The sequence below is a fragment of the Ignavibacteria bacterium genome, assembly GCA_025612375.1.
GTDB lineage: Bacteria > Bacteroidota > Ignavibacteria > Ignavibacteriales > SURF-24 > JAAXKN01.
Genome location: JAAXKN010000011.1, coordinates 88,932 through 112,892, shown reverse-complemented (window position 1 = coordinate 112,892; position 23,961 = coordinate 88,932). Strand labels below are relative to the sequence as shown.

Genomic DNA, 23,961 nt, shown 5'->3' with positions numbered 1-23,961 from the left:
TATATGTCATACAGAAAAACCCTCAGCACAAGCAGCCTTTTTGCAGGCGAAACACTTAAACTTGAACGGGAAGTGGAAACAGACGTGGATTATTCCATCGAGGAGGTCTGTGCAATAGAATATGGATCATTCGGCTATATGGTAAGCCGCCACCCCCTGGAATTTTTTAATGAGCTCCTGGGCGGGCCTTCAATAATTAAAGCCCGGGATATGCATAAACATAAAGGGCGCAGGGTTAAAATGGGCGGCTGGTATATGTCCTCAAAACGCATAAGGACAAAAAAGGGGGATATAATGAAATTCCTTTCGCTTGAGGACCTGACAGGCACGTTTGAAGCCGTGCTGTTTCCTGAAACATATAACAAATTTGCCGAGCTTACGCTTTCCATGGGGCCGTACCTGATTGAAGGAAGAATTGACCGTGACGGCAGCGGAAACATTATTGTGGAGAACCTGGACGTGGTTAACTCAGAAAGGATTAAATCCGTTACGCAGAAAGAGGGTTCCGAAGGGGACTATTTCGGCGACGTGGAAAAGATACTCCCCGAGGAATTCGACATCTTTACTGCCGAGGAGCACGAAAGGCTCCGCCAGGCGTATGTGTAAATCAATTAAAAATTAAAAAGGGAAGAAAGGAAAAAAGAAGGCAGGAGACGTTTCCTGCCCTCTAAACACCTGGTAAATCTTATTTGTAGTTCGTAAACTGTGTCGGGAAATTAAGGTCAGCGTTTTTGAGCATGGATATTACAGACTGCAGGTCGTCAAGCTTAGGGCCCGTAACGCGCACCTGCTCATCCATTATCTGTGCGTTAACTTTGGCCTTGGAATCCTTTATCAGCTTTACAATTATTTTCGCATTCTCTTTTGATATCCCGCTCTGAAGGTCTATCTTCTGCTTGACCCTTCCGCCTGAGGCAGGTTCGACTTCCCCGAACTTCATGGCCTTAAGTGATATGTTCCTTTTTATGAATTTCGACTGCAATATATCCACACTGGCTTTAAGCGAATAGTCGTCCTTGGAATTAATCTGGATGTACTTGTCCTTCTTGTTTAACTCAAGAGTCGTATTGGAATCCTTTATGTCGTATCTCTGCTGAATTTCCTTTTCAGCCTGGTTGATTGCGTTGTCTACTTCCTGGAAGTCAATCTCTGAAACTACGTCGAACGAATGATTCTGTGCCACTCTTTTTTAGCCCCCGTTATTAAATATTATGTTCAAAATATAATCTTTTTTCCTCAAAACTTCAAAAACAGCGGTGAGCCCCGTCGGAGGGGCATAAAGATGAAAAGAATATTTCAAATTATATACTTTTTTCTTTCAAATTATGGCTAAGAATCTTTATATTTAAGAACTGAAAAATTCAGTGTTTTCGGGGCGTGGCTCAGCCCGGTTAGAGCGCCTGGTTCGGGACCAGGAGGTCGGAGGTTCAAATCCTCTCGCCCCGACAAAAAGATAAAAAAAAGCGGATCAGAGATGTCTCTGATCCGCTTTTTGCTTTTTAAATGACTAAGCTACATAATGGCTGTTGCACACATAGTTTAGAGAATACTGCTCTATCCTTGCGTTTAACGTAGGACGCGTTATTCCAAGTATCCTGCATGCCTTTTCCTTGTTCCATTTTACTGAATCCAGCACCAGCTTTATGTGCTCCTTTTCAATTTCGGCCAGGCTTAAATTAGCCTTGCCCGGATTTTCGACCTGAAATCTCTGCTGATTATTCTGCAGCAGGAGATATTCTTTTTCGAGCACATCCCCCTTTGCCAGGACTACAGCCTGCAGAAGCGTATTTTCCAGCTCCCGGACGTTGCCCACCCATTCATAATTGGTAAGCATTTCCATTACGTCATATGGCACTTTCTTTATGCTCTTGTGGAGCTCCTTATTGATTTTCATCAGGAAATGCACTACAAGGTTGGGAATGTCATCTTTCCTTTCCCTCAAAGGGGGAACCTCAATTGTAAAAACCTGAAGGCGGTAGAACAGGTCGCTCCTGAACTGCCCCTTGGCAACAAGATCCGAAAGGTTCCTGTTTGTTGCTGCCACCACTCTTGCCCTCATCGGAATTGTGGCTTCACCTCCGACTTTTTCAAATTCTTTTTCCTGAAGCACTCTGAGGAGCTTTACCTGCAGGTTGGGGGATATCTCCGAGATCTCGTCAAGGAAAATTGTACCATCTCCGGCCAGCTCAAACTTGCCTTTTTTATCCTTTATTGCACCCGTAAAGGCGCCTTTTACGTGTCCGAAGAGCTCGCTTTCAAGAAGGGTTTCCGAAAGCGCCGTGCAGTTGACGGCAACAAAAGGACTGTCCTTGGTTACTCCTGAATAGTGTATTACTTTTGTGACAAGCTCTTTTCCCGTTCCGCTTTCCCCCTGAATGAGAACGTTTACCCTGTTGGCAGATACCTTCCCGATCTTCTTGTAAAGCTCGTGCATGGAAGGGTGATTTCCAATGATGCTGTTTTCCAGTAGGAAATCATTTGAATCTTCGGAAATTGCAATGGCAACTCTTTCACTTAAAACCCTGCATTCAAGAGCTCTTTTGACCGTTGTTATAAAATGGTCGAATTCCAGAGGTTTCCTGATGTAATCATATGCCCCCATCTGCATCGCTTTTATTGTCGACTGAAGGTCTTCAAAAGCGGTTACAATCAAAGTTTGTATGTCCCTGTCAAATTCTTTTACTTTTCTTAAAACTTCTATTCCATTTATGCCGGGCATCATCAGGTCCGTAATAACAAGATCAGGATGTTCTTTTTCAAGCAGTTCCAGGCCCCTTTCCCCATCCTCGGCAAAAACCAGCCTGCAGTTAAGCTCACTCAGAAAGATCCTGAGTGTTGCCCTCATAATATCATTGTCTTCAATTACTAAAATAGTTTCCATATCCTCCCTTTCACACAGCCATACATTGCGGTACGTACTTCTCTTTCAGAATAACTTCCATAATATCCTTATGCAATCCTCGATGCAAAGGCTGGCCGGAAAAGCAGAAGATAACCTGCAGAAGAAAATAAGCCGCAGCCGAACAGAAAGAGCGGTTTCCTGAAACTATTATGACACAACAGACCACGTATATATTCCACAATTTTAATAAAGCAATACTGTTGTCTCACAAAAGAAATTTAACGGCTATACTGCCCAGCTTATTGTATCTGCACTGTGCTAAATTCTGTTGTTCCGGAATAAGCTTTATTACATTTAATGTAAATAAAGCTGCTTGAAAATCAAGGTGTATTGGTGTCGCCCGTAAATATTTCTACGGCTAAATAAAATGCCTCCTGAAATAATTTTTCTGCCTGTTGCCCGCAGGTAACCTTCAGCAACATTTCCTGCCCACGGACAAACGCAAACCGTAAAAAATTTTTACGCTTCATGAAAAATAATTTTCAGGGATAAATTTACCCCTTAAAAAAACGCCCGGAATAAAAGCTTTACCTGTAAAACCATGCGGCACGCAAGTTGCATCCATAGTGTATTAAACCAAGCAATAAAATGAAAAACGACTTCGCATATATTAACACACTGAAGGGACTGGTAATATTCATGATGGATAACCATGAACTGTGCGTTAATATTGCCGAAGTTCCGGCTATCATAAAACCGGAAGATCTGAAAAAGTATTTCACCCTTTATTCCAGCGGAAATAAAACCGTAAAACAATACGGCAGTAATTTTCCTGTAATAGATGGAAATACTTTTTTCAGGTGTGAAACAGGCGAAATTACAAGCGACTCTAGGATACTTCTGATCAATTGTGATAATATGATCTTTGCCCTCTGTGCTGAAAAGGTTCTGGAAATAATTACACTCAACAGGAAAAACGGCGAGAACTGCCTTATGTTTACTCCCTTTGAAGGTAATTCTTATATAAAGGGAACTATCTATTTTGAGGATAACGCCTGGCTGCTTCCGGATTTTATTAAGATATCTTCTGAACTGCAGGCCAGACTTGCTCCATGTACGGATTATTCCGGTGCAATTACGGGGAGGCTGAAAATTTAATGACTTGCGGCTTAAAAACAATATTTCTGTAGAACTCTTTTAAGCCTGATTTTTGAAAGAATTTCTTTTTGTGAAACCGCCCGGCGTGACCCACAACTGCGGAGCTTTGTATTCTGATTGAAATTTAATAGCAGGAGACAAGATGGAAGTACCATTTCAGGATCTGAAAAGTCAGTATAAGTCAATTAAAGATGAAGTTAACCGGGCAATTCAGGAAGTACTCGATAGCAGCGCCTTCATACTCGGAAAAGCAGTTTCAGAGTTCGAACAGGAATTTGCCCTGGCTCAGAATGTTAAACACTGCATCGGCTTAAGCTCCGGCACCGACGGAAATCATGCGGTCCTCTGGGCACTGGGAATTAAAGAGGGTGATGAAGTTATTATTCCGGTTAATACATTTATAGCTACTGCCTGGGGCGCCACACTAAACGGAGCTAAACCTGTCTTTGTAGACTGCGATGCTGAGAGTTACAATATCGCGGTCCCTCAGATTGAGCAGGCAGTTACACCCAATACACGCGCCCTCGTAGCCGTCCACCTGTACGGACAGGCAGCCGACCTGGACTCAATAAGAGACATTACTGACAAAAACAACATTTATCTTGTAGAGGACTGTGCACAGGCTCACCTTGCAGAATACAAGGGCCAAAGAGTTGGCGGCCTTTCTGAGGCTGCATCATTCAGCTTTTATCCCGGCAAGAACCTGGGCGCCTATGGGGAGGCCGGAGCTGCCACGACAAACAATGACCTCCTGGCAAAAAAAATAAGAATGATACGTGAACACGGCTCCAGTCAAAAATATAACCACGAAATATTCGGGCATAACTACAGAATGGAAGGAATCCAGGGAGCAGTGCTTGGAGTGAAGCTGAAGTACCTCGAAGAGTGGACTGAAAAAAGGCGGACTGCGGCAAAGCTTTACAATGAGTACTTGAGTGATATTGAAGAAATCAAACTTCCCCGTGAAATGTCCTATGCAAAGCATGTTTACCACCTTTATGTTGTACAGCTGCGCAGCGGACTTGAAGAGGCAAGAAACCGCCTGGCTGACTACCTGAAGGAAAACAGAATTGCCACGGGGCTCCATTACCCGGTTCCGCTTCACCTGCAGAAATGCTTTTCTTATCTCGGATACAAAAAGGGCGATTTCCCCGTAGCAGAAAAACTGGCCTCAGGCAGTCTTTCGCTGCCGATGTTTCCTGAACTTACTGAAAGCCAGATTAAATATGTGGCTGAAAAAATCAGGAGTTTCTTTAAGGCTGAAAACATCAGAAGCAAAGCCAGTGTTGAGGAAAGTATTAAGTAAGAATGTAAAATAATAGAGGTAAATCTATAGAGATGCTCTTCTTCGTTCTCGCATATATCGGTGGATTATTTGTCCCGGTTTTAGTGCTGTCTGTCATTACGGTAATCGCCATTTCCCCGGTCCTTATGAAGTTCAATGCAAGTTCTTACAAGTTCAGCAGTAAAAAAAGAAATATTCTTATAATCGGCGAGGGACAGTCCGGGCTGCATTTGGAAGAAGAGGTGATAAAGCAGAATGACTCAAGCCTGCATGTCGCTGGCTTTATTACTAAAGAAGGAAGAGCCCGGGAAAATAAAAAAATACTGGGAAGCATGGACCAGCTGGAGTATATACTGGATGCTTATGAAATAAAGGAGGTCATAATTGCTGAGGACAACGGGGACCTGGATTTTATTTTCGACACCGCCGAACGCTGCCGGAAAGCAGGAGCAAGTGTGAGGGCTTCTTCGAAAAAGCTTGAAATAATTGAAAAGAAAATTAAACTTAAAAAGTATTGCGGCCATTATTATATCGATCTCTCAAGGTATTCAGACGGCAATGTAACACTACTGCTTAAAAGGATTCTCGACGTCATTGTTGCCTCTGCCGCACTTATGGCCCTTCTTCCTCTAATGCTCATGATCGCCTTGCTAGTCAAGGTTACTTCGCCAGGAACAATTCTCTTCAGGCAGCTCAGGGTCGGAAGAAACGGCAGACAGTTCAAAATGTACAAATTCAGAACCATGTATTCCCTTGGCCGGGAGGATGAACACCGTAAAGAGATGATGCTGGGGTTTATGAAAAATAATAAAAGCACCGGCGGGGATACAAAGATTGTTGATGAAAGCAGGGTAACAAAAATTGGTAAAATATTAAGAAAAACTTCCCTCGATGAATTGCCTCAGCTCATAAATGTCCTTAAGGGCGAAATGAGCCTTGTGGGACCGCGCCCATGTGTGCCTTATGAATTTGAAAACTATGAAAAGTGGCAGAAAAGAAGGGTCTGCGTTCTGCCGGGATGTACAGGAGTCTGGCAGGTCTCGGGAAGAAGTTCCGTATCGTTCAATGATTCAGTTATACTCGACCTTTATTACGTGCACAATATGTCAGTTCTTCTGGATATAATATTATTATTTAAGACAATTCCTGTATTGCTCTTTTCAAAAGGAGGCAGATGACTGAAAGTATTACTGTTTTTTAGATAGATAAATAATCAGTTCACTTTATATGGTAATTGGAGAAGTATATGAAGGTAGGAATAGTTGGCTTAGGATACTGGGGGCCTAATTTGGTCAGAAATTTCCAGGCGGATACAGAAATTGAAAAAGTAATTGGATGCGATAAAGAACAGGAACGGCTTAATTTTATTAAACTCCGGTTTCCAAACGTTGATCTTACGGATAGTCTTGTCGAATTATTAATGAGCGACGTGGACGCAATTGCAATTGCCACTCCCGTAAACACTCACTATAAATTTGCTAAAAGGGCCCTTGAGGCGGGTAAACACATCTGGGTGGAAAAGCCCTTTACTTCCAATTCTATGCAGGCAAGGGATCTTATAGACTTTGCCGAAAAAAGAAATTTAAGAATTTTTGTAGACCACACTTTCCTTTATACCGGGGCTGTTAAGAAAATAAAAGAAATTGTTGATGGCGGGGAACTTGGCGACATTATATATTTTGATTCAGTCAGGATAAACCTTGGTCTCTTTCAGCACGATGTAAATGTTATCTGGGACCTGGTCCCGCATGACCTTGCAATAATGAATTATGTCCTGCAGGGGAAAATCCCCGTTGCCGTTACGGCAAACGGAATTGCAAATTATTACGCCCAGGAAAATATCGCCCATATCTCAATTCACTTCAAAAATGAGTCATGCTTTGCGCATTTCCACGTCAACTGGACTTCTCCGGTAAAGATCAGAAGAATGATACTTGCCGGCACCAAAAAAATGCTGGTCTACGACGACATGGAAAATTCAGAAAAAATTAAGGTCTACGACTGCGGCATTGAAATGCTCACCTCAAAAGAAAAAATCCGCAAAGCCCTCGTTCAGTACAGAATAGGGGATATGTATTCCCCGAAAGTAATCCAGACCGAAGCTCTCGCCGTTGGAGTAAAGGAATTCGTCTCGTCAATTAAAGAAGGCAGGCAGCCGCTTACAAATGGAAAAGACGGCCTTGAGGTAGTAAGAATTCTTGAGGCATCAGACAGATCAATAAAAAACCGCGGATGCTTAATCGAGCTTGAGGAAAAGAGAAAACGGAAACCCGCAATAAAAGAATTTGAAAGAGAAGATTTTGTTAAGAAAATCAGGATTATGAGTAATGGATTATAAAAAGATTAATGACGTAAAGCTCGGGGAAAATGTTAAGATTTATGACTTCGTAAATCTTTACGGCTGCTCAATAGGTGACAATACAAAAGTCGGAACGTTTGTTGAAATCCAGAAAAACGCCACTATCGGCAAAAACTGCAAAATCTCTTCCCACACTTTTATCTGCGAAGGCGTCCATATTGAAGATGAGGTCTTTATAGGCCATAATGTAACTTTCATAAACGATAAATACCCGCAGTCAACAAATCCTGACGGATCGATGCAGAATGAACAGGACTGGAAAGTAGTGGAAACATTTATAAAAAAGAGAGCCTCCATTGGCTCTTCTGCTACAATACTCTGCGGAGTTACTATTGGCGAAAATGCTGTCGTTGGAGCCGGATCTGTGGTGACAAAAGACGTCCCTCCGAACGCCGTGGTTGCAGGCGTGCCTGCCCGCATAATTAAAGTCAGGAATGCTCCGCCGGAACTGATTAATTACACTGATACGACCGGATTAAAACTTTAAGAAATACGTTTTATAAACAGGAATGGTTATGAAAAAACATCTGGCGCTTTTGGTTTTCTGTCTTTTACTATCCAGTCTTCTGAAGATCCAGGCACAGTCCCTTAATCCCGGAGACGGGGTAAGGCTGGCTTTTTTCAACATAACGGACAAGATCTCAGGCGACTACTTTATAACGCAGGACAGGATGCTTCAGCTGCCCTTTATCGGAACACTTCAGACTGAGAACATAACATTCGAAAGCCTGAAAAAGGAAATCATTTCAAAATATGATTCCCTCTACAGGCAGCCCGAAGTTACTGTGCGCCCTTTGTACAGGATAAATGTGCTGGGTGAGGTGAAAACACCCGGATCATACTACGCTACAGGAGTTGAAAAAATTTCAGACCTGCTGGCCCTTGCAGGAGGGGAAACAAGTGATGCCGACCTGGGTGATATGTATATCGTACGCAACGACAGGGAGATTAAAATTGATGCCGCCAAAATTATTGAAGAGGGCGAAAATAAAAATGACATCAGTTTAACCTCAGGCGACAGGCTTTATGTGCCCAGGAAATGGTGGGTGGGAGCAAGAAACATTGCCATGATTGTCTCCGGTGCAGGAATTCTGGTTACACTGGTTGCTCTGTTTGTGAGAAAATAAATTGAGTAAGATTTGTATTTTAACCCGGGAGAATTAAAATGGCCAAACTGCTGAAACCCGCGCCTCATGGAAAGAAAAGGGAAGAATTTACACTAGGCGAACTGTTCCAGATTATAAACAGAAGAAAGAAAATACTCTTTATTTCAGTTATTGTACTCGTTTCATTGGCCTTCCTGTATAATACGCTTTCAAAGCCTGTCTACGAAGCCTCGGTAATGCTCAAGAAAGACAGGGGCGATGAAAAGTCTTCCGCAAACGACGAGTTTAAGAGTCTGGTCCTCCTCCAGACCCAGGATGAAATTGAAACTGAAATGGAACTGGTCAAAACCAGGGAGGTGCTTAACAGCATTATTGATGAACTTAAGCTTAACCTCAGCATCGATAAACTGGTTGAGCCCGACGGTAAAAGCGTGAAGATAAATTCCGATGCTGTAGACTACAACCATAATTTCCTAAGGAAAGGTACGCCAGGCTTCATGCCTGCTTTCGAAAAAGTGCTTGTTAAACCTTCAGAACCGGCATCCTCATTCTTTATTGCAAAGACTGCCCGGAATACCTATGGCATTTATAACGCAAAGAACGACAGCCTTCTTCAGTCCTCAGTCGACACAACATACCTGAACACGGGCAGCAGCCAGGACCAGGCATTGGACAGCCTTAAGAATGAATTTACTTCAGAAAAACATTCCTTTGTGGTTTTTAACCTGCCTGGCAAATATTTTAAAATTGACTGGCCGGAGGCTCAGGTGGGAAGCCGTGTGTTCTTTAATATCGGCAGCTATAATGAAACCCTGGACGGGCTTGGTAAATCAATTAACGTCGAACACGTGGTTAAAACAGATATTTTTAAGATATCCGTCCAGTCGCACTCGCCTTATGCCGCACAGCTTATTGCTAATACCGCGGCTGAAAAATTCAGAAGCGCAAGAATAGGCCAGCAGAAACAAAATATAAAATATTCCTACGACTTTGTGGATAAGCAGCTTAGTGACGTTTCGGAAAAACTTAAAAATGCTGAACGGAACTTAAGCGAGTTCAAGTCTGCTAAAAAGCTTACATCCATCGATGAGAATTCAAAAAACCTGGTGGATTTCCTGAGCAGCCTGGAGGCTGAAAAGATTAAAACCGACCTGGAACTGACGGACCGCGAAACTAAACTTGCTCAGATGCAAAGTGAGCTTAAGACAAAGGGCTATATAGATCAGACATACCTTACTCCTCAGGCGGAGGAGCAGTCCAATTCTCCTTTTTCCGGACTCTTAAAGCAGCTTTCGGACCTGGAGGTCAAAAGAGTTGAACTGCTGCAGACCAGGAAAGAAAGCCACCCGGACGTCCTGAACCTGGATGAGAGGATAAAACAGATTAAAGACAAGCTTTCAACATACAACAAGAATACACTAACTGCATATCAGATCATAATAAACTCGGCTAAGAAAAAGCAGAATGAGTTAAGCGGACTTACTTCCAAATATTCAGGTATGATTAAGGCTCTGCCTCCCGACGAGAGCCGCCTGGCTGAACTGACCAGGCAGAAAGACGTATACGACAAGATATTTAAGCTTCTGCTGGATAAAAGAGAAGAGATGCGCATTGCTGAGGTATCAAAGCTTCAGGACATAACCGTTCTGGACGAGGCCCACGAGCCTGGTAAGCCAATACACCCTCAGAAGGCGCTTAACCTTGGGCTCGGGCTTATGGCCGGAATATTTATAGGTTTTATAGGCATGACCGTCCAGGAAGTAAAAAGCAGAAGGCTTGTAGATGCTGATCACGTTGAAAATGAGTACGATATTCCGATCTTTGCCATTATTCCAAACTACCCCAGGGAAGTCCAGAAAAGAATCGAAAACTCAACTCACTACCATGAAAGATTTGTAACCCTTATGCCGGATCAGGAGGGCTTCCGTGAATCCTACAGGGTGCTGCAGACTAAGCTGGAGGCAAAATTCCCGGGTAAAAAAATACTCATGTTTACAAGCTGCGAAGAGGATACCGGAAAAACCTCAATTGTTTCCAACTTCGCAATTTCACTTGCAAAGGCAAATAAAAAAGTGCTCATGATAGACTGCGACCTCAAGAAAGCCTCACTTACAAAGACATTTAATCTTAAGGTCGATTCGCCCGGACTGGTTAACTTCCTCTCTGACGGGCAGACAACGTTTAATACATACCAGATTCCTCTTGGTGAGGAACCGGACAATGTGCGCAACCTGAAGATACTTACGGCTGGTGGAATAACAGAGGCTTCGAGCAGTCTTCTGGGTTCCTTCAAAATGGAACAGCTCATTGATATGATAAGCTCGTCACCTTTTGAATATGTTCTTATAGATACTCCGCCAATTACAAGAGTTGTTGACGTGCTGGTGCTTGGAAAGTTTGTCAGGGACGCAGTACTAATCGTACGACCCGGAAAATCGTTTAAGGACAGTGTCAGCTGGGGTATGATGGAAATGACTGATGCGGGAATAAATATAAGCGGCATACTCATTAATGCATGCGACATCAGCCGCTCTTCTTTCAAACACCGCTATGGATATGGTTACGGCTATGCCTATGGCGAAAAAGGAAACGCTAAAAAACTGAGTGGAGGAACTTACTCCAAAGGAACAAAAAGCTCTTACAGCAAAGGATTGCTTAAGAAGTAAAACTTCCCGGGCGGAGCGGGATAGGTTTCCTTAACAGAAAAAGATCGATTTATTCACAATTTTAGTGGCCGGATGAAAGAAAAGCCGGAAGAAAGAAAGAAAAATGTGCGGAATATTCGGAGTATTTAACTTTAAGAACTATAACCCCGTCAGCCCGGAGCTCCTGAAGCAGTCTACACGCCTCATGAGCCACAGGGGGCCTGATGGCGAGGGCTACTTCATTGACCAGAATGCGGGAATAGGACTTGGGCATAGAAGACTCTCCATAATTGACCTCAGTACGGGGGACCAGCCGATGACTAATGAGGATGAGTCTGTCTGGGTCACTTTTAACGGCGAGATTTATAACTATCAGGAAATTAAGGATTACCTCCTTAAAAAAGGACACATATTCAGAACGAAATCGGATACAGAAGTTTTAGTGCATGCTTATGAGGAATTCGGGGATGAATTTGTTTCTAAGCTTAACGGGATTTTTGCCTTTGCTATCTGGGACTCAAATAAAAGAAGGCTCCTACTGGCCAGGGACCACTTCGGCGTAAAACCGCTTTATTACTATGCCGATAATGAAAAGCTCGTCTTTGCCTCAGAATTAAAATCGATAATGCACTACCTGAAGATACCCGGAGAGATCAACCCCGCTGCTTTGAATATGTGCCTTACCTTCAGGCATACACCTGCTCCTTATACTCTCCTTAACAACATAAGCAAAGTCCCCGCGACACACATGCTCTCAATTGGGCATAAAGAAGAGTTCTGCCTGAAGCCATACTGGGACAGGGCTATTGAAATTGATACGCAAAGAAGTGAAAGCGAGTGGATTGAGATCTTAAGGCATGGGCTTGAACTGGCTGTTAAAAGACAGATGATGGCTGACGTGCCGGTCGGGATCTCCCTAAGCGGCGGAATAGACTCGGGCTCCATACTGGCTCTTATGAGTAAATATGCCGGACGCGGAGTCTATGCCTTTACTATCGGCTTTGAAGGAGGGAAAGAGGAAGATAACGAGATCAAAAGAGCAGAGGCTAATGCTGCCATGTTCGGTGCTGTGTTTCACCACAGGGTGATTACTTCAAAGGACTATTCCGATTTCCTAAGGCAGTATCTCTGGCATCTTGAGGAACCCCTGGGAAATGAATCTGCCGTTGCCGTTTACTTTGTGACTGAACTGGCAAAGGGAAAAGTAAAAGTGCTCTTAAACGGGCAGGGGGCAGATGAACCCTTCGGCGGCTACGACAGGCACCTTGGCGCTTTCTATAGAAACAAATATTCATTCCTAAAACCCCAGCTCATGAAATATATACTCATGCTCCCGATTTCACTTAATAAAAAGAGGAAGCTCTCTCGATTTGCGGACTACCTGAGGCAGGACAGCGATATAAAGAGAATAACAAGCGCCGCATGCATACTGAATAACAGGGAAAGAAAAAACCTTTTTAACAGCGAACTTTTGGATTACTCGCACGAAGTGGACTATGTTAATGAGGTTGAAAAAGTCCTGCACGACAGCATACATGGGTCGACTGTAGAGAAAATGTTCCTCTACGACATGTTCAGCTCACTTTCGGAGAACCTGCTCCTCGTTCAGGATAAAATGGCAATGGCTGCAAGTATAGAAGGAAGAGTTCCTTTCCTTGATATAGATTTTGCCTCAACGGCTTTGAGCATTCCTGCAACTCTGAAGATCAGGGGGAAGTCGGGCAAATATATTCATAAGAAGGTCTGCGAACATTACCTCCCGAAGGAAATTGTGCATCAGAGGAAAATCGGCTTCCAGGATCCAGTGGAGATATGGCTTAAGGACTCGCTTGGAGATGAGCTGATGGACTACGTAAGTTCTCAAAATTCAATTACAAAAAACTACCTGAACGAAAATGCGGTCAGCAGGATGTATTATGAGCACAAAAACAACAAGGCTGATCACAAGAGATTTCTTTATCTCCTGCTTTCAATTGAAAAATGGGCTGAAATATTTCTTGCCCCGGAGAAAATGAGAATGATGGAAAGTTACATATAAACAACAGGATTATTAAAAAGAGGTGTTTTAGTGTCTAAAAATATCTGCATGGTTGTTCTCTCGTCTTATCCTTACGACCCCCGCGTAAGACGACAGGCCGAAGTGCTTGAGGAAGAAGGTTATCATGTTGACGTTATCTGCCTCAGGGAGGCTGAACAGGCAGAGACAGAAAAGATGGGTCTTGTAACAGTGCACAGGATAATGAGAAGTGTAAACAAGGAAAGCATTCTAAGATACGTATGGCTGTCTTTCATGTTTTCCCTGCTTTCCATTATTAAGATGCAGACCCTGGCCATGAAAAAAGACTACAGGCTTATACAGGTGCATAATATGCCAGACTTCCTCATCTTTACAGGTATTGTGCAGAAGATGCTCGGGAAAAAACTCATTCTTGATATTCATGACCTTACGGTGGACCTCTTTGAGACAAAGTGGCCGGATAAAAAGAAATCCCTGATGATGTCGGCTGTAAGAAAAGTTGAAAAGCTCTCGTGCAGTTTTGCAGACCACCTTATAACCGTAACTGAAGCATGCAGGGATAAACTTGTCGAAAGGGGAGTTCCGCCGGAGAAAATCACTCTTGTCCTTAATACGGCAGACACCCGTATATTCCAGTTCGACTGCAACCGCACTTTTGAAAGGATTGAATCCGGGGCCAGGCTACTTTACCACGGCACAGTTGCTGAAAGGTTCGGAATACATACTGCAATTGAGGCACTTGCGCTTCTGCAGAATAAAATCCCACGGAGCACACTTCATATTTATGGCAAATATGATACCGACTACAGAATTAAACTCGAAGGACAGATCAGGGACCTGGGCCTTGAAGGACTCGTTTTCTTAAACGGCGCCAGGAGCCTTGAAGAAATTTATGAGATAATTAAAAAATCTGACCTCGGCTTGGTGCCTTACGTTGACGACCCGTATATGAATCTCGCATTGTCAACTAAAACATTTGAATATGCTGCAACAGGTCTCCCTGTAATTGCATCTAATCTATACTCTCTTTCACTTATCTTCGACCAAAGCAGTATTAAATTTGCACGGGCAGATAAGCCTGAGGCTTTCGCTGATGCCATTGCCGAGTTGTGCCTTAGTCCTGAAAAGCGCATGCAGATCTCGCAGAATGCAAATGAAGTGGTAAGCGCAATTTCAGGCACCGTAATGGGAAAGAGATATCTCAACCTTGTGGAAAGCCTGGGAAAATAATCTTGTGCATAAAACTGAGAATTAACTTACTAAAATAGGGCGATTCTTTGAATCTTAAAATATTCGGTAAGAATGCAATTGTATATTCGGTCGGGACGGTGGTTTTAAGGGCTTCATCATTTCTGCTTATTCCGCTTTATACGCATTATCTCTCCTTGAGTGACTACGGGCTCCTTTCCACGCTTCTGCTGACAATTCAGATACTTGTTACAATTGTGGACTTTGGTATCAGAAGCGGTATGATGAGGTTTATGGCAAAATATGAACAGGAAAACCGGCTGAAGGAATTCCTGGGAAGTGCTCTGGCTGTGAATATTATGGGCGGCCTTCTGACTACACTTGTTACAATCTATCTTTTCAGCCCTATACTTCGCGTAGTGCTGCATTCAGGGGATATCTCAAACTACATTATGCTTACCTGCCTTACGGCAGTTGTACAGTCATTATGCATAAATATTATTTCTTACTACAGGGCAAAAAACCAGGGGCTGGTTTTTATGATTATTAATCTGGCGGCCTCTTTGCTGCTTATTGCCGGAAGCCTCCTGTTTCTTGTGAAGTTAAATATGGGAATTCAGGGCATACTTATTTCACAGATCATGTCCTATGGCATAATCTGGGCTGTTGTAACAGCTGCTGTTTCTCTTAAGCACGGCTTGTCAGTCTCACCAAAATTGTTTCTTCTGCTTCTGAAATTCGGGTTTCCTCTCATATTTGCCATGGCAGGAAATCTATTAATGAATACATCGGCTGTCTATTTCCTGGGATATTTTACAAACCTTGAGCAGGTGGCAATATACTCACTTGCCTTTAAGATTGCATCAATTGCCGAGATGGTTGTAATTCTTCCTTTCCAGATGGCATATGAACCCTTTGTCTTTGCCAATCTGCATAACCCTGAAATTAAGGCAACAATATCAAAACTTACTACCTATCTGCTGCTTACTTTTACCGTAGTAGGATTCCTGATAGTTTTTGTATTCCGCGGCCTCATTCACCTTATTGCCCCGCCTGAATATAGTGACGCCTACATTTTTATATTCTTACTTCTGCCCGGTATTGCGGCCCAGGGGCTGCAATACGTGGGACAATCCTTGCTGCACGTTCAGAACAAGACTCATGTAACAGGAATAATAGTTTTCAGCCTCAGCCTTTTTAGTGTGGCATTAAATTATATATTTATCCGCCAGTATGGAATCTGGGGGCTCGTTGCTGTATTTAATATCATCATGTTTACAATTGCCGTAATGCTTCTTGTTCAGGGCTCCAGGACGTTTACTCTCAGGCTTGAACTAAGGCGCGTTATAATGGTAAGCCTTGCCTTTATTATACTCCTTGTAAATGCTTTTACATTCAGGAACGTTCCTGCATATTTCTATTACCCCGTGGCTTTAATTGTACTTTTGTCAACGGGTCTCACGCTGTACTGGGGCAAATTCCTCAAAAAAAATGAAAAGGCATTTCTATCCGGGTTGTTTAAAAAGAAGAATAACCGGGCAATTGAAAAACAGCTTACTGGTGAAAACTTATGACAGATCTTTATCTCATATTGGCTATTTTAATTGCAGGCATTCTTGCCGCGGCAGTTATATATATATCTGTAATCAGGTATGAAGCCGCTCTTTTACTCGTTGTTATATCCCCCTGGGTTTCTGCAATTTTCTTTAACAATTCGCCTTCATTCGACTACCAGTCCGAAGGGGGATTGGGCTCATACCTTAGAATCGGGATACTCGCCCTTACAGGAATTGCAGGCGTTATCAAATATCTGAAGCTTCTGCCTGTAAACAGGGGAAGGATATCAGTCCATTTTATACTCCTTGGCGTATTCCTCGTTCTGGCATTTGTATCTGTCAGTTATTCCATCGATAAGGAATTTACATTCATACGCACGGCATCTTTTCTTGCACTCGGGGGATTTTTGCTCGGACTGGACAGCTGGCTTCAAAGTGAAAAGGAGTTTGAAACTTCGCTTAACGTGGTGTTCTTCTTTATAGCTTTTTCCGTAATAGTAAATTCACTCGCTCTTATACTTCTGCCCGGAAGAGTCTGGTGGTGGGAGGCTGAAGAAAGATTCCTCGGGCTCTGGGATCACCCCAACACCCTGGGCGGGCTCTGCATGGTATCCTACCCCGTGCTCATGTGGAAATACAGGAGGGCTGTGAGCTTAAACTCAAAGCTTTTTGTTATTGCACTTGGCATACTGACGTTAATTCTTCACTACCTGACCGGAAGCCGTACATCAATTGTTGTTGCAATTGTCGGGCTTATAACGTGGTATCTTGTTGAGAGAAAACTTTTGAAGGCGGGAATTATTGCTGCCCTGTTTATTCTGCTTGCAGTTCTTGTAACACAATTCAAGCCTCAGGTTTTTCAAAGGGAGGGAGACAGCGGTATTACCGACCTTACTGGACGCGAAGGTTTCTGGCAGGGTGCCCGCATCTTAATTTCCGAGCGTCCCCTCCAGGGCTACGGCTACTCTGTGGAAGGCAAGGTGTGGGAGGATGCGAGGTTCTACGACCCCAAAAACTCCCTTTGGATCGGAAGCTCAAGAGCTTCACTACATAACGGATATATCTCAGTTGTAATAGGTGTCGGCCTGCTTGCATTTCTACTATGGTGCGCAGTTCTGATTCTTCCTCTATGGCGCATTTCTTTTATACCTGAAAGCGACTACAAGGCATTGATTATTGCCCTCATAGTAATGATTCTTTTATCGAATTTTGCCGAAACTGCAATAACCGGGGGCAACTCAATTAATTCAATATTTTTTTGGATAGCGTGGGTATTGGCGGGAAGGTCAGCTGTTCTGAAGACCGGGAACAACCTGATCGAAACCCCATACCTGATTGGAGAGTGAATCTATGAAGACGACTTATGTGTTGATTACCGCAGCAAAAAACGAAGAGGCTTTTATTGAAGACACAATTAGAGCTGTGTTAAGGCAGTCTATCCTTCCGCTTAAATGGATTATTGTAAGCGACGGATCAAAAGACTGCACAGATGAAATAGTAAGACAGTATGAGGCAGATTATGATTTTATTCAACTCCTCAAGGTGACGAGTAACGAGGGGAGAGATTTTGCCTCTAAAGTCTATGCGGTAAATATAGGCTACACACTCATAAAAAATCTTTCATATGATTTTATAGGCATTCTGGATGCCGATATAACGTTTGAAGTGGATTACTATAAAAAGCTGCTGAAGGAATTTGATGTTAATCCCAGGCTTGGCCTGGCCGGAGGACAGATATTTGATCTTTATGACGGCAAGATGCATAAAGGAATTAACAGCGACAACAGCGTCGGAAATGCCATTCAGTTCTTCAGGCGCGAGTGTTTTGATAAGCTTGGCGGGCTTACCCCGATTGCAAACGGCGGAGAAGACGGCGTGGCTGAAATATCTGTCAGAATGCACGGCTGGGAAGTTAAATCCATTTCACACCTCCCGGTCCTTCACCATAGAAGAACGGGTACGGCAGTCCTGAACATTCTTAACTTCAAGTTCCGCCAGGGGGCCGTTGAGTACTGCCTCGGATACCATCCCTTCTTCCAGGCTATGAAATGCATTTTCCGCTTCAGGGAAAAGCCATATGTCATAGGAAGCATATTCCGCTTTGCAGGGTTCTGGTGGACAACCCTGAAGCAGGAGGAAAGGCCTGTAAATATTGACTTTGTGCGCTATGTAAGAAAAGAGCAGATGGAACGCATAACAAATATTTTATACCAAAGAAATTTCTATTGCCTTTCGAAAACAGACAAAAACAAAGAGTATCTGGTGTAATGAAACATCGCAGAATTAAATTTGCCGTAAGTTTATGCTGCTATATAATCCTTCTTCTTAAGCGAGGTATCCTCAGGCTTATTGGCAAAGAGCCTGAAGGAAGGTGTACCGTTATTTATTTCCATTCTGTTAAAGGCAAGGAAATAGAAAAGTTCAGGTGTAAGATGAATCTCCTGGTAAAATATGCCGTGCCCTTAAGAGCCGACTACGCGGGCAGCCTCCAAAAGGGAAAGAACTACGTAGTGCTGACATTTGATGACGGCTTTAAGAGCCTGATTAAAAATGCCATCCCTGAACTGGTAAAACTTGGAATTCCCTGTGCAATTTTCTTCCCGGCAAAATACCTGGGGCGCAGGCCCGGATGGGAATTCAATAAGAGGTTCAACGACGAAGATGAAGAGATAATGACAGCCCGCGATATAAAAAATCTCCCGGCGGATTCTGTCCTGATCGGATCGCATTCATTATCACACAGGATCATGACAGACCTAGATCCCCTGGAGGTCGAGGAAGAATTCACAAAGTCTAAGGAGTATTTAGAATCATTAATCGGCAATGCTGTTCACTTGTTTTCATTTCCATATGGCGCTTTTAACAAGAGCCTCATTGAACATGCACTGGAAGCCGGATATAAAAGAGCCTTTACAAGCAGCTATGAAGTGCTGGCATCTGAATTAAATAGTTCCGCAGTTGGCAGGGTGAGGGTCGACCCCTCGGATAGTATACTGGAATTTAAGCTGAAAATACTGGGGGCCTATAAATGGATGAATTATTTCAGGCCCCTGAAAGAAAAGCTCTTAAGCCTGAAAGGCAGGAGCGTGGCAATAAAGAAGACTGACGCAGATTACAGGGCGTCGGAGGCTGGTTCATAAAGTATTATAAAGTTATATTTGCGCCGATGTCGGAAGTTTTTGCCTTTTTTGTTTTCCTTTGGGCTTCACCTTTTTCCTCCGATAAATTCTTCCCGCGCCCTTTAAGAGGAGAAGTGCTTTTGAGCCTGTAATTCTTTTTCCCGGGGTTCTGAAACCCCGGGTTTATGTTCAGGAGGTCTCCGGGGGAATGTATGATCCCTTCAGTCTCTTTGCCGTCGGTGCGGAAATAACAGTTATAGCCCACATCAAGAGTGCCTCTTCTGGAGGAGGGATCTGTAAAAAGAGCGGTACAGTTATAAAAAATATTGTTTATTACCTTTGCATTGTGCGTGTCATGCAGCTCGAATGCGTTGTCTGTGATGTTGACAAATGTATTGTTTATTATAAAAACTTCATATATAGGGCTTGGGTGAGCGGGGGAATGTGAGCCGTAAATGTTAAGTCCGCGGAACGTATCGTGGAAAATGTTGTTCCTGAAAGCAATATTCCTTACCGGCGGGGTAACTTCAGTTATCATCACAATCTCCTTGTTCAGGCTTCTTTCTCCCAGGCTGAAATCATTTTCTTCAAACGTAATATTGCTTGCAGGCCCCCAGGTCTGAACACAGTCTATATGAGGATGGGTGCCGTTTTCAGGGTCATTAAGTGAAATGTCGTGCACGCGGTTTTTTCTTATTATGTGGCCTGAGCCGAAAAACCTCATGCCGTCGGCATCCAGGTTCTGCGGGTTTGTCCTTGACCACTGGACGGTTCCTGAAATGTCATTATTTTCAATTGTGTTATTCTGTCCTGCAATCTGAATTCCGGCCTGCCCGCAGCGCGCCATTCTGTTTCCCCTGATAAGGCACCTGCTTGTTGCATCGGAAGTGAGGTCGTCTCCAAGGCGGATTCCTTCAAGAAATACATCGTGAATATAATTGTTGAGAATTTTTAAGCCGCGTCCCCTTAAGTGAATGCCGGCTCCTTCTTTCCAGCCTTTAGGAGAGGTCGAAGTAATTTCAAAACCGTCAATTTCAACGTGGTCTGCCTCAACAGTAAAACCCTTTGTAACAACACCTTTGCCGGAAGCCCTGAATGTGACGGGGGATTTTGAGGTGCCTGAAGTATGGATGTAAACCCTTTCGGGATAGTTCCCTTTTTTTACAATGCAGATGTCGCCTGCAGCGATAACCTCGGAGGCTTTCTGTATGGTCTTAAAAGCCTCTGATTCAGAGCGCCCGGAATTCGAATCGCTCCCATTATTTATATCGACATAATATGTACTTGATGCATATGACGAACACCCTGCAGCGGTAAGAATAACGGCCAGCAGAAATAATCTTAAACATGTACCCATATCTAAAGCCCGTAATGTGACTTGTTTTTGAAAAGGTTATAATCCAGTTTTATTATATAATAGAACCTAAATAAGGGAATAATTCAAGGCGATTGGCAAGAGGAAATTTATGAAGTTAATTGCACAGCCGGATGCTTCATCGGTTTATAAAAAGAGGATGGAGTTTTTTGAAACCCCGGGTAAAATAACTGTCGAAGTGGATAATGTGGATGAGAAGTTGTGGGATAGTTATCTGGAAGAATTTGAGGATGCTTCCTTGTACCAGACATGGGCCTACGGAAAATATTTCACTGGGGGAAAGAACCTGAGTCATCTGATACTTAAAAGAAACGGGCATATAGCAGCTCTTTCTCAGGCAAGAATACTTACGGTCCCTTTTCTGCAAAGAGGAATCGCATATATTTTCTGGGGTCCCTTGTGGAAAAGAAAAGGAGTACTTCCTGACAACAGGATCCTTGCAGACATACTGAAAGCAATGAATCGCGAGTATGTTGAAAAAAGAAAACTGATGCTCAGGATTGTCCCCGGATTGTTTGAGGAAGAATACGAAGAGATCTTTAAGCACTCTCATTACGAGAAAAATAATAGCTACAAACCGCAGAGGACAATTATAGTAGGCCTTGAGGCTTCACTGCCTGAAATAAGGGGAGGGTTCCATCATAAGTGGAAAAACCACCTTAATGTTGCCGAAAGAAATGAACTGCAGGTCCTCCGGGGAACTTCTGAGGATCTGTTTTTAATGTTTAATGGCCTCTACACAGAACTCCTTCAAACGAAGGATATTCCGGTGCCGGCTGACATAGATAATTTCATTAGAATACAGCATAACCTTTCCCAAAGGCATAAGATGCAGATAATGATCAGCACTTCGCAGGGCAGGGCGGCTGCGGGCCTTGTGGCCTCGCTCGTCGGCTCAACGGGCATTTGCCTTCTTGCTGCAGCAAATAAAGAAGGACGCGGGCTCCTGGGGACTTACCTTCTGCAGTGGGAGATGATTAAGTGGATGAAAGAACAGGGGGCCAGAGCCTATGACCTCGGGGGAATTGACGCTGAAAATAACCCCGGCGGCTACCGCTTCAAATCAGGCATGGGGGGAAGGGAAGTCAGGTTTTCCGGACAGTATGAATCCTGCTGGAGCCTCTCCAGCAGGATCATTGTTAATACAGGTGAATACTTAAGAAGAAGAAAAAAGAAATCTTAATCAGCCTTACTTCTCAATTATCATCTTTTTGTTTTCAATAAAATTGTTTGTCTTCATCTGATAAATATAAGTTCCGCTTGAAAGCTTTCCGGCATCAAACTGCACCTCGTAGCTTCCCTGTGACTTCTGCTCATGTACCAGCGTTGCAACTTCCTTACCCAGCATGTCGTACACCTTAAGTGTTACAAAAGAGTTCTCCGGAACAGAGTACTTAATAACCGTTGAGGGGTTAAAAGGATTCGGGAAGTTCTGTGAAAGCTCGTAGTTCTCAGGCGTCATATCTTCATCCGCAGCCTCAGCTTCCTTGCCGATACCAAGTTGGTACTGTGCTTTGTTATCAAATGATGAGATCACGTTGCCAGCCAGATCTTTTATGTTACTTACCGTTACAGTGTAAACAATCCCTCTTCTGTGCTTTGAAGTGGAAAGAATAACACCGTCCTGGGTTGAATTCATAGTTACGCCGCGTACTGTTATTCCATTGGAAATGCTGTAGTTCGACTTTAGCAGGGCTTCAGCCGAAGCAATCTTTTCAGAGAATGTTATTACCAGTTTGGAAGATGAAGTCAGGCTGGCTCCCATAACCTTGGGGGATGATACATCTGTAGTCGGGTTTACAATAACGGTTGAAGATGCATATTCATAAGCACCCATGTCATATGACGTACCCTGGGGTCTGGAAATTCCGCTAAGGTCAGCTGTAACATCAGAAAGAACAGCTCCTTTGTCGATCAGTCCTGATGTTGCCTGGAGGTGGTAATCTCTCTGAGAGGGGCTGACAAATTTAGGGTCTGTGCCCCACAGATCGCCCTGGTAATGCGTTCCGGCAGGAAGTGTACCGTCAGTATGGAAAAAGCTGTTATAGCCTATCTGAAGGCCTCCTGAGGCGGTTTTATCATCGATATAGAGCTCAACAGTATTGTTGAAAATATTATTCATTACCTTTGCATTCGGGCAGTCGTGCAGTTCAACCGGGTTATCCACGAAGCCGTCAAATGTATTGTTCTCAACCTTCAGGTTTTCAATAGGTGTGGAAGTACCGGAAACGTGGCTTCCGTAGATATTAAGGCCTCTTAAAGTATTATAGCAAACGTTGTTTCTGTATGTGATGTCGTTAACCGGGGCATTAACTTCTGTAACCATGGATATCTGCTTGTTTAAGGTAGGCTCTGCCATGGCAAATGTGTTGTTTTCAATTGTCATGTATGTGGCAGGTCCCCATGTTTGTACAGCATCGACGTGAGGGGCATTGCCGTTTTCAGGATCACTGAGCAAAATGTCATGAATATAATTATTGCAGATAATGTGGCCTGTACCGAAGAACCTTAAACCCACGGCATCCAAGTTCTGCGGATTTGTTACGGCCCACTGTACAACGCCTGCAATTTCATTTCCTCTTACCATGTTATTTGCGCCGCAGACAAGAATTCCTGATTGGCCTACGCGAATAATCTTATTATTCTGAAGCAGGCAGTTGGCCGTGGCTGTGGAAGCCGCATCATCGCCGAGCCTGATACCTTCGCGGTAGGTAATGTGAATGTAGTTATTAAGGACTTTTACGTACTGCCCTTTGATGTGAAAGCCTGCTCCCTCAACCCAGCTTGTGCGGCTTGTCTCTGTTACCTCGAAGCCGTCAACCGTAACGTAGTTTGCAATTATTGTAAAACCTTTTGTTACAGCACCCTGCCCAAGTGCCTTGTATACAATTGGAGCGTTCTGTGTGCCTGAGGTGCTGACGTTTATTCTTTCAGGATAGCTGCCCGGAACGACAAAGCATGTATCTCCTGCAGCCATGGAGTTTGCAGCCTTCTGAATTGTTTTCCAGGGGAGTGAGCTCGAGCGGCCTGAGTTTGCGTCGCTTCCTCTGGAGGCATCAACATAGTAGTTTATTGCCCAGCTCTTAGTATTCATTAAAATTAGAGCAAACAGTGTAAATAATAAAATCTTTTTCATTGGCGTCTTTCCCGTAGTTAAAAATCTGCTCAACCTCAGGAAAGAAAGGTGCCATTAGAAGAATTGTTAAATCGGACTAAAATGTAACATTTAGTAAATATTTTAAGTTTAAAGTGTGACTAATATTGCACAGATGGGGGCATGCGTACTCTGAATGCGGCAGAGGCCTGGGGGC

At 43.5% G+C, this 23,961-nt stretch carries 19 protein-coding genes and 1 tRNA gene; 16 read left to right on the top strand and 4 right to left on the bottom strand.

From position 1 onward, the window contains the following. The first annotated feature begins 3 nt into the window (after positions 1-3). Positions 4-606 (top strand): hypothetical protein, encoded by a 603-nt coding sequence (locus tag HF312_09600; GenBank protein ID MCU7520455.1) that lies wholly within the window; start codon positions 4-6, stop codon positions 604-606. 79 nt (positions 607-685) lie between these two features. Here the strand turns inward: HF312_09600 and HF312_09595 are convergent, their stop codons facing one another. Next, positions 686-1,183 carry a YajQ family cyclic di-GMP-binding protein gene (locus HF312_09595; protein ID MCU7520454.1) on the bottom strand — a complete coding sequence of 166 codons (498 nt, stop codon included), beginning with the start codon at positions 1,181-1,183 and terminating at the stop codon, positions 686-688. 188 nt (positions 1,184-1,371) lie between these two features. Here HF312_09595 and HF312_09590 point away from each other — a divergent pair. Next, a tRNA-Pro gene (locus HF312_09590) sits at positions 1,372-1,446 on the top strand. Between the two features lie 61 nt (positions 1,447-1,507). On the opposite strand, the gene HF312_09585 is transcribed toward HF312_09590, so the two are convergent. Then, positions 1,508-2,881 (bottom strand): sigma-54-dependent Fis family transcriptional regulator, encoded by a 1,374-nt coding sequence (locus HF312_09585; protein ID MCU7520453.1) that lies wholly within the window; start codon positions 2,879-2,881, stop codon positions 1,508-1,510. Positions 2,882-3,490: 609 nt separating this feature from the next. Between HF312_09585 and HF312_09580 the strand changes: the two genes are divergently transcribed. From HF312_09580 to HF312_09520, 13 genes are all read left to right on the top strand, one after another. Then, positions 3,491-4,000: a hypothetical protein gene (locus HF312_09580; protein MCU7520452.1), complete on the top strand. Its 510-nt coding sequence runs from the start codon at positions 3,491-3,493 to the stop codon at positions 3,998-4,000. 142 nt (positions 4,001-4,142) lie between these two features. Then, positions 4,143-5,306, top strand: a complete 1,164-nt coding sequence (locus tag HF312_09575) for a DegT/DnrJ/EryC1/StrS family aminotransferase (protein ID MCU7520451.1) — start codon at positions 4,143-4,145, stop codon at positions 5,304-5,306. A gap of 32 nt (positions 5,307-5,338) precedes the next feature. Next, positions 5,339-6,463, top strand: a complete 1,125-nt coding sequence (locus HF312_09570) for an exopolysaccharide biosynthesis polyprenyl glycosylphosphotransferase (GenBank protein ID MCU7520450.1) — start codon at positions 5,339-5,341, stop codon at positions 6,461-6,463. A 68-nt stretch (positions 6,464-6,531) separates the two neighbouring features. Next, entirely contained in the window at positions 6,532-7,623 is a 1,092-nt protein-coding gene (locus HF312_09565; protein ID MCU7520449.1) for a Gfo/Idh/MocA family oxidoreductase, read from the top strand. Next, entirely contained in the window at positions 7,613-8,131 is a 519-nt protein-coding gene (locus HF312_09560; GenBank protein MCU7520448.1) for an N-acetyltransferase, read from the top strand. Before HF312_09565 ends, HF312_09560 begins: the two co-directional genes overlap by 11 nt. Before the next feature lie 28 nt (positions 8,132-8,159). Beyond that, on the top strand, positions 8,160-8,771 hold the full coding sequence (locus HF312_09555; GenBank protein ID MCU7520447.1) for a hypothetical protein: 612 nt from the start codon (positions 8,160-8,162) through the stop codon (positions 8,769-8,771). 38 nt (positions 8,772-8,809) lie between these two features. Next, positions 8,810-11,416 carry a polysaccharide biosynthesis tyrosine autokinase gene (locus tag HF312_09550; protein MCU7520446.1) on the top strand — a complete coding sequence of 869 codons (2,607 nt, stop codon included), beginning with the start codon at positions 8,810-8,812 and terminating at the stop codon, positions 11,414-11,416. A 103-nt stretch (positions 11,417-11,519) separates the two neighbouring features. Next, positions 11,520-13,433 carry an asparagine synthase (glutamine-hydrolyzing) gene (asnB, locus tag HF312_09545; protein MCU7520445.1) on the top strand — a complete coding sequence of 638 codons (1,914 nt, stop codon included), beginning with the start codon at positions 11,520-11,522 and terminating at the stop codon, positions 13,431-13,433. Positions 13,434-13,463: 30 nt separating this feature from the next. Next, positions 13,464-14,642, top strand: coding sequence for a glycosyltransferase family 4 protein (locus HF312_09540; GenBank protein ID MCU7520444.1), 1,179 nt, complete (start codon positions 13,464-13,466; stop codon positions 14,640-14,642). A gap of 47 nt (positions 14,643-14,689) precedes the next feature. Further along, positions 14,690-16,174: a polysaccharide biosynthesis protein gene (locus HF312_09535; GenBank protein MCU7520443.1), complete on the top strand. Its 1,485-nt coding sequence runs from the start codon at positions 14,690-14,692 to the stop codon at positions 16,172-16,174. Then, positions 16,171-17,502, top strand: a complete 1,332-nt coding sequence (locus HF312_09530) for an O-antigen ligase family protein (GenBank protein MCU7520442.1) — start codon at positions 16,171-16,173, stop codon at positions 17,500-17,502. Before HF312_09535 ends, HF312_09530 begins: the two co-directional genes overlap by 4 nt. Positions 17,503-17,506: 4 nt before the next feature. Beyond that, positions 17,507-18,424, top strand: a complete 918-nt coding sequence (locus tag HF312_09525; protein ID MCU7520441.1) for a glycosyltransferase family 2 protein — start codon at positions 17,507-17,509, stop codon at positions 18,422-18,424. 164 nt (positions 18,425-18,588) lie between these two features. Beyond that, complete coding sequence (locus tag HF312_09520; GenBank protein MCU7520440.1) at positions 18,589-19,296, top strand: polysaccharide deacetylase family protein; 708 nt, start codon at positions 18,589-18,591, stop codon at positions 19,294-19,296. A 4-nt stretch (positions 19,297-19,300) separates the two neighbouring features. Here the strand turns inward: HF312_09520 and HF312_09515 are convergent, their stop codons facing one another. After that, on the bottom strand, positions 19,301-20,632 hold the full coding sequence (locus HF312_09515; protein ID MCU7520439.1) for a DUF1565 domain-containing protein: 1,332 nt from the start codon (positions 20,630-20,632) through the stop codon (positions 19,301-19,303). A 109-nt stretch (positions 20,633-20,741) separates the two neighbouring features. On the opposite strand from HF312_09515, the gene HF312_09510 reads away from it, so the two are divergent. After that, positions 20,742-21,833: a peptidoglycan bridge formation glycyltransferase FemA/FemB family protein gene (locus HF312_09510; GenBank protein ID MCU7520438.1), complete on the top strand. Its 1,092-nt coding sequence runs from the start codon at positions 20,742-20,744 to the stop codon at positions 21,831-21,833. A 6-nt stretch (positions 21,834-21,839) separates the two neighbouring features. On the opposite strand, the gene HF312_09505 is transcribed toward HF312_09510, so the two are convergent. Further along, positions 21,840-23,786 carry a T9SS type A sorting domain-containing protein gene (locus tag HF312_09505; protein MCU7520437.1) on the bottom strand — a complete coding sequence of 649 codons (1,947 nt, stop codon included), beginning with the start codon at positions 23,784-23,786 and terminating at the stop codon, positions 21,840-21,842. Between the last annotated feature and the right edge of the window lie 175 nt (positions 23,787-23,961).

What these genes read in the sequence shown, in the direction of transcription:
- HF312_09600 (MCU7520455.1), top strand. Translation starts at nt 4, where the DNA reads ATGTCATACAGAAAAACCCTCAGCACAAGCAGCCTTTTTGCAGGCGAA.
- HF312_09585 (MCU7520453.1), bottom strand. Translation starts at nt 2,881, where the DNA reads ATGGAAACTATTTTAGTAATTGAAGACAATGATATTATGAGGGCAACA.
- HF312_09580 (MCU7520452.1), top strand. Translation starts at nt 3,491, where the DNA reads ATGAAAAACGACTTCGCATATATTAACACACTGAAGGGACTGGTAATA.
- HF312_09575 (MCU7520451.1), top strand. Translation starts at nt 4,143, where the DNA reads ATGGAAGTACCATTTCAGGATCTGAAAAGTCAGTATAAGTCAATTAAA.
- HF312_09570 (MCU7520450.1), top strand. Translation starts at nt 5,339, where the DNA reads ATGCTCTTCTTCGTTCTCGCATATATCGGTGGATTATTTGTCCCGGTT.
- HF312_09565 (MCU7520449.1), top strand. Translation starts at nt 6,532, where the DNA reads ATGAAGGTAGGAATAGTTGGCTTAGGATACTGGGGGCCTAATTTGGTC.
- HF312_09560 (MCU7520448.1), top strand. Translation starts at nt 7,613, where the DNA reads ATGGATTATAAAAAGATTAATGACGTAAAGCTCGGGGAAAATGTTAAG.
- HF312_09555 (MCU7520447.1), top strand. Translation starts at nt 8,160, where the DNA reads ATGAAAAAACATCTGGCGCTTTTGGTTTTCTGTCTTTTACTATCCAGT.
- HF312_09550 (MCU7520446.1), top strand. Translation starts at nt 8,810, where the DNA reads ATGGCCAAACTGCTGAAACCCGCGCCTCATGGAAAGAAAAGGGAAGAA.
- asnB (MCU7520445.1), top strand. Translation starts at nt 11,520, where the DNA reads ATGTGCGGAATATTCGGAGTATTTAACTTTAAGAACTATAACCCCGTC.
- HF312_09530 (MCU7520442.1), top strand. Translation starts at nt 16,171, where the DNA reads ATGACAGATCTTTATCTCATATTGGCTATTTTAATTGCAGGCATTCTT.
- HF312_09525 (MCU7520441.1), top strand. Translation starts at nt 17,507, where the DNA reads ATGAAGACGACTTATGTGTTGATTACCGCAGCAAAAAACGAAGAGGCT.
- HF312_09520 (MCU7520440.1), top strand. Translation starts at nt 18,589, where the DNA reads ATGAATCTCCTGGTAAAATATGCCGTGCCCTTAAGAGCCGACTACGCG.
- HF312_09515 (MCU7520439.1), bottom strand. Translation starts at nt 20,632, where the DNA reads ATGGGTACATGTTTAAGATTATTTCTGCTGGCCGTTATTCTTACCGCT.
- HF312_09510 (MCU7520438.1), top strand. Translation starts at nt 20,742, where the DNA reads ATGAAGTTAATTGCACAGCCGGATGCTTCATCGGTTTATAAAAAGAGG.
- HF312_09505 (MCU7520437.1), bottom strand. Translation starts at nt 23,786, where the DNA reads ATGAAAAAGATTTTATTATTTACACTGTTTGCTCTAATTTTAATGAAT.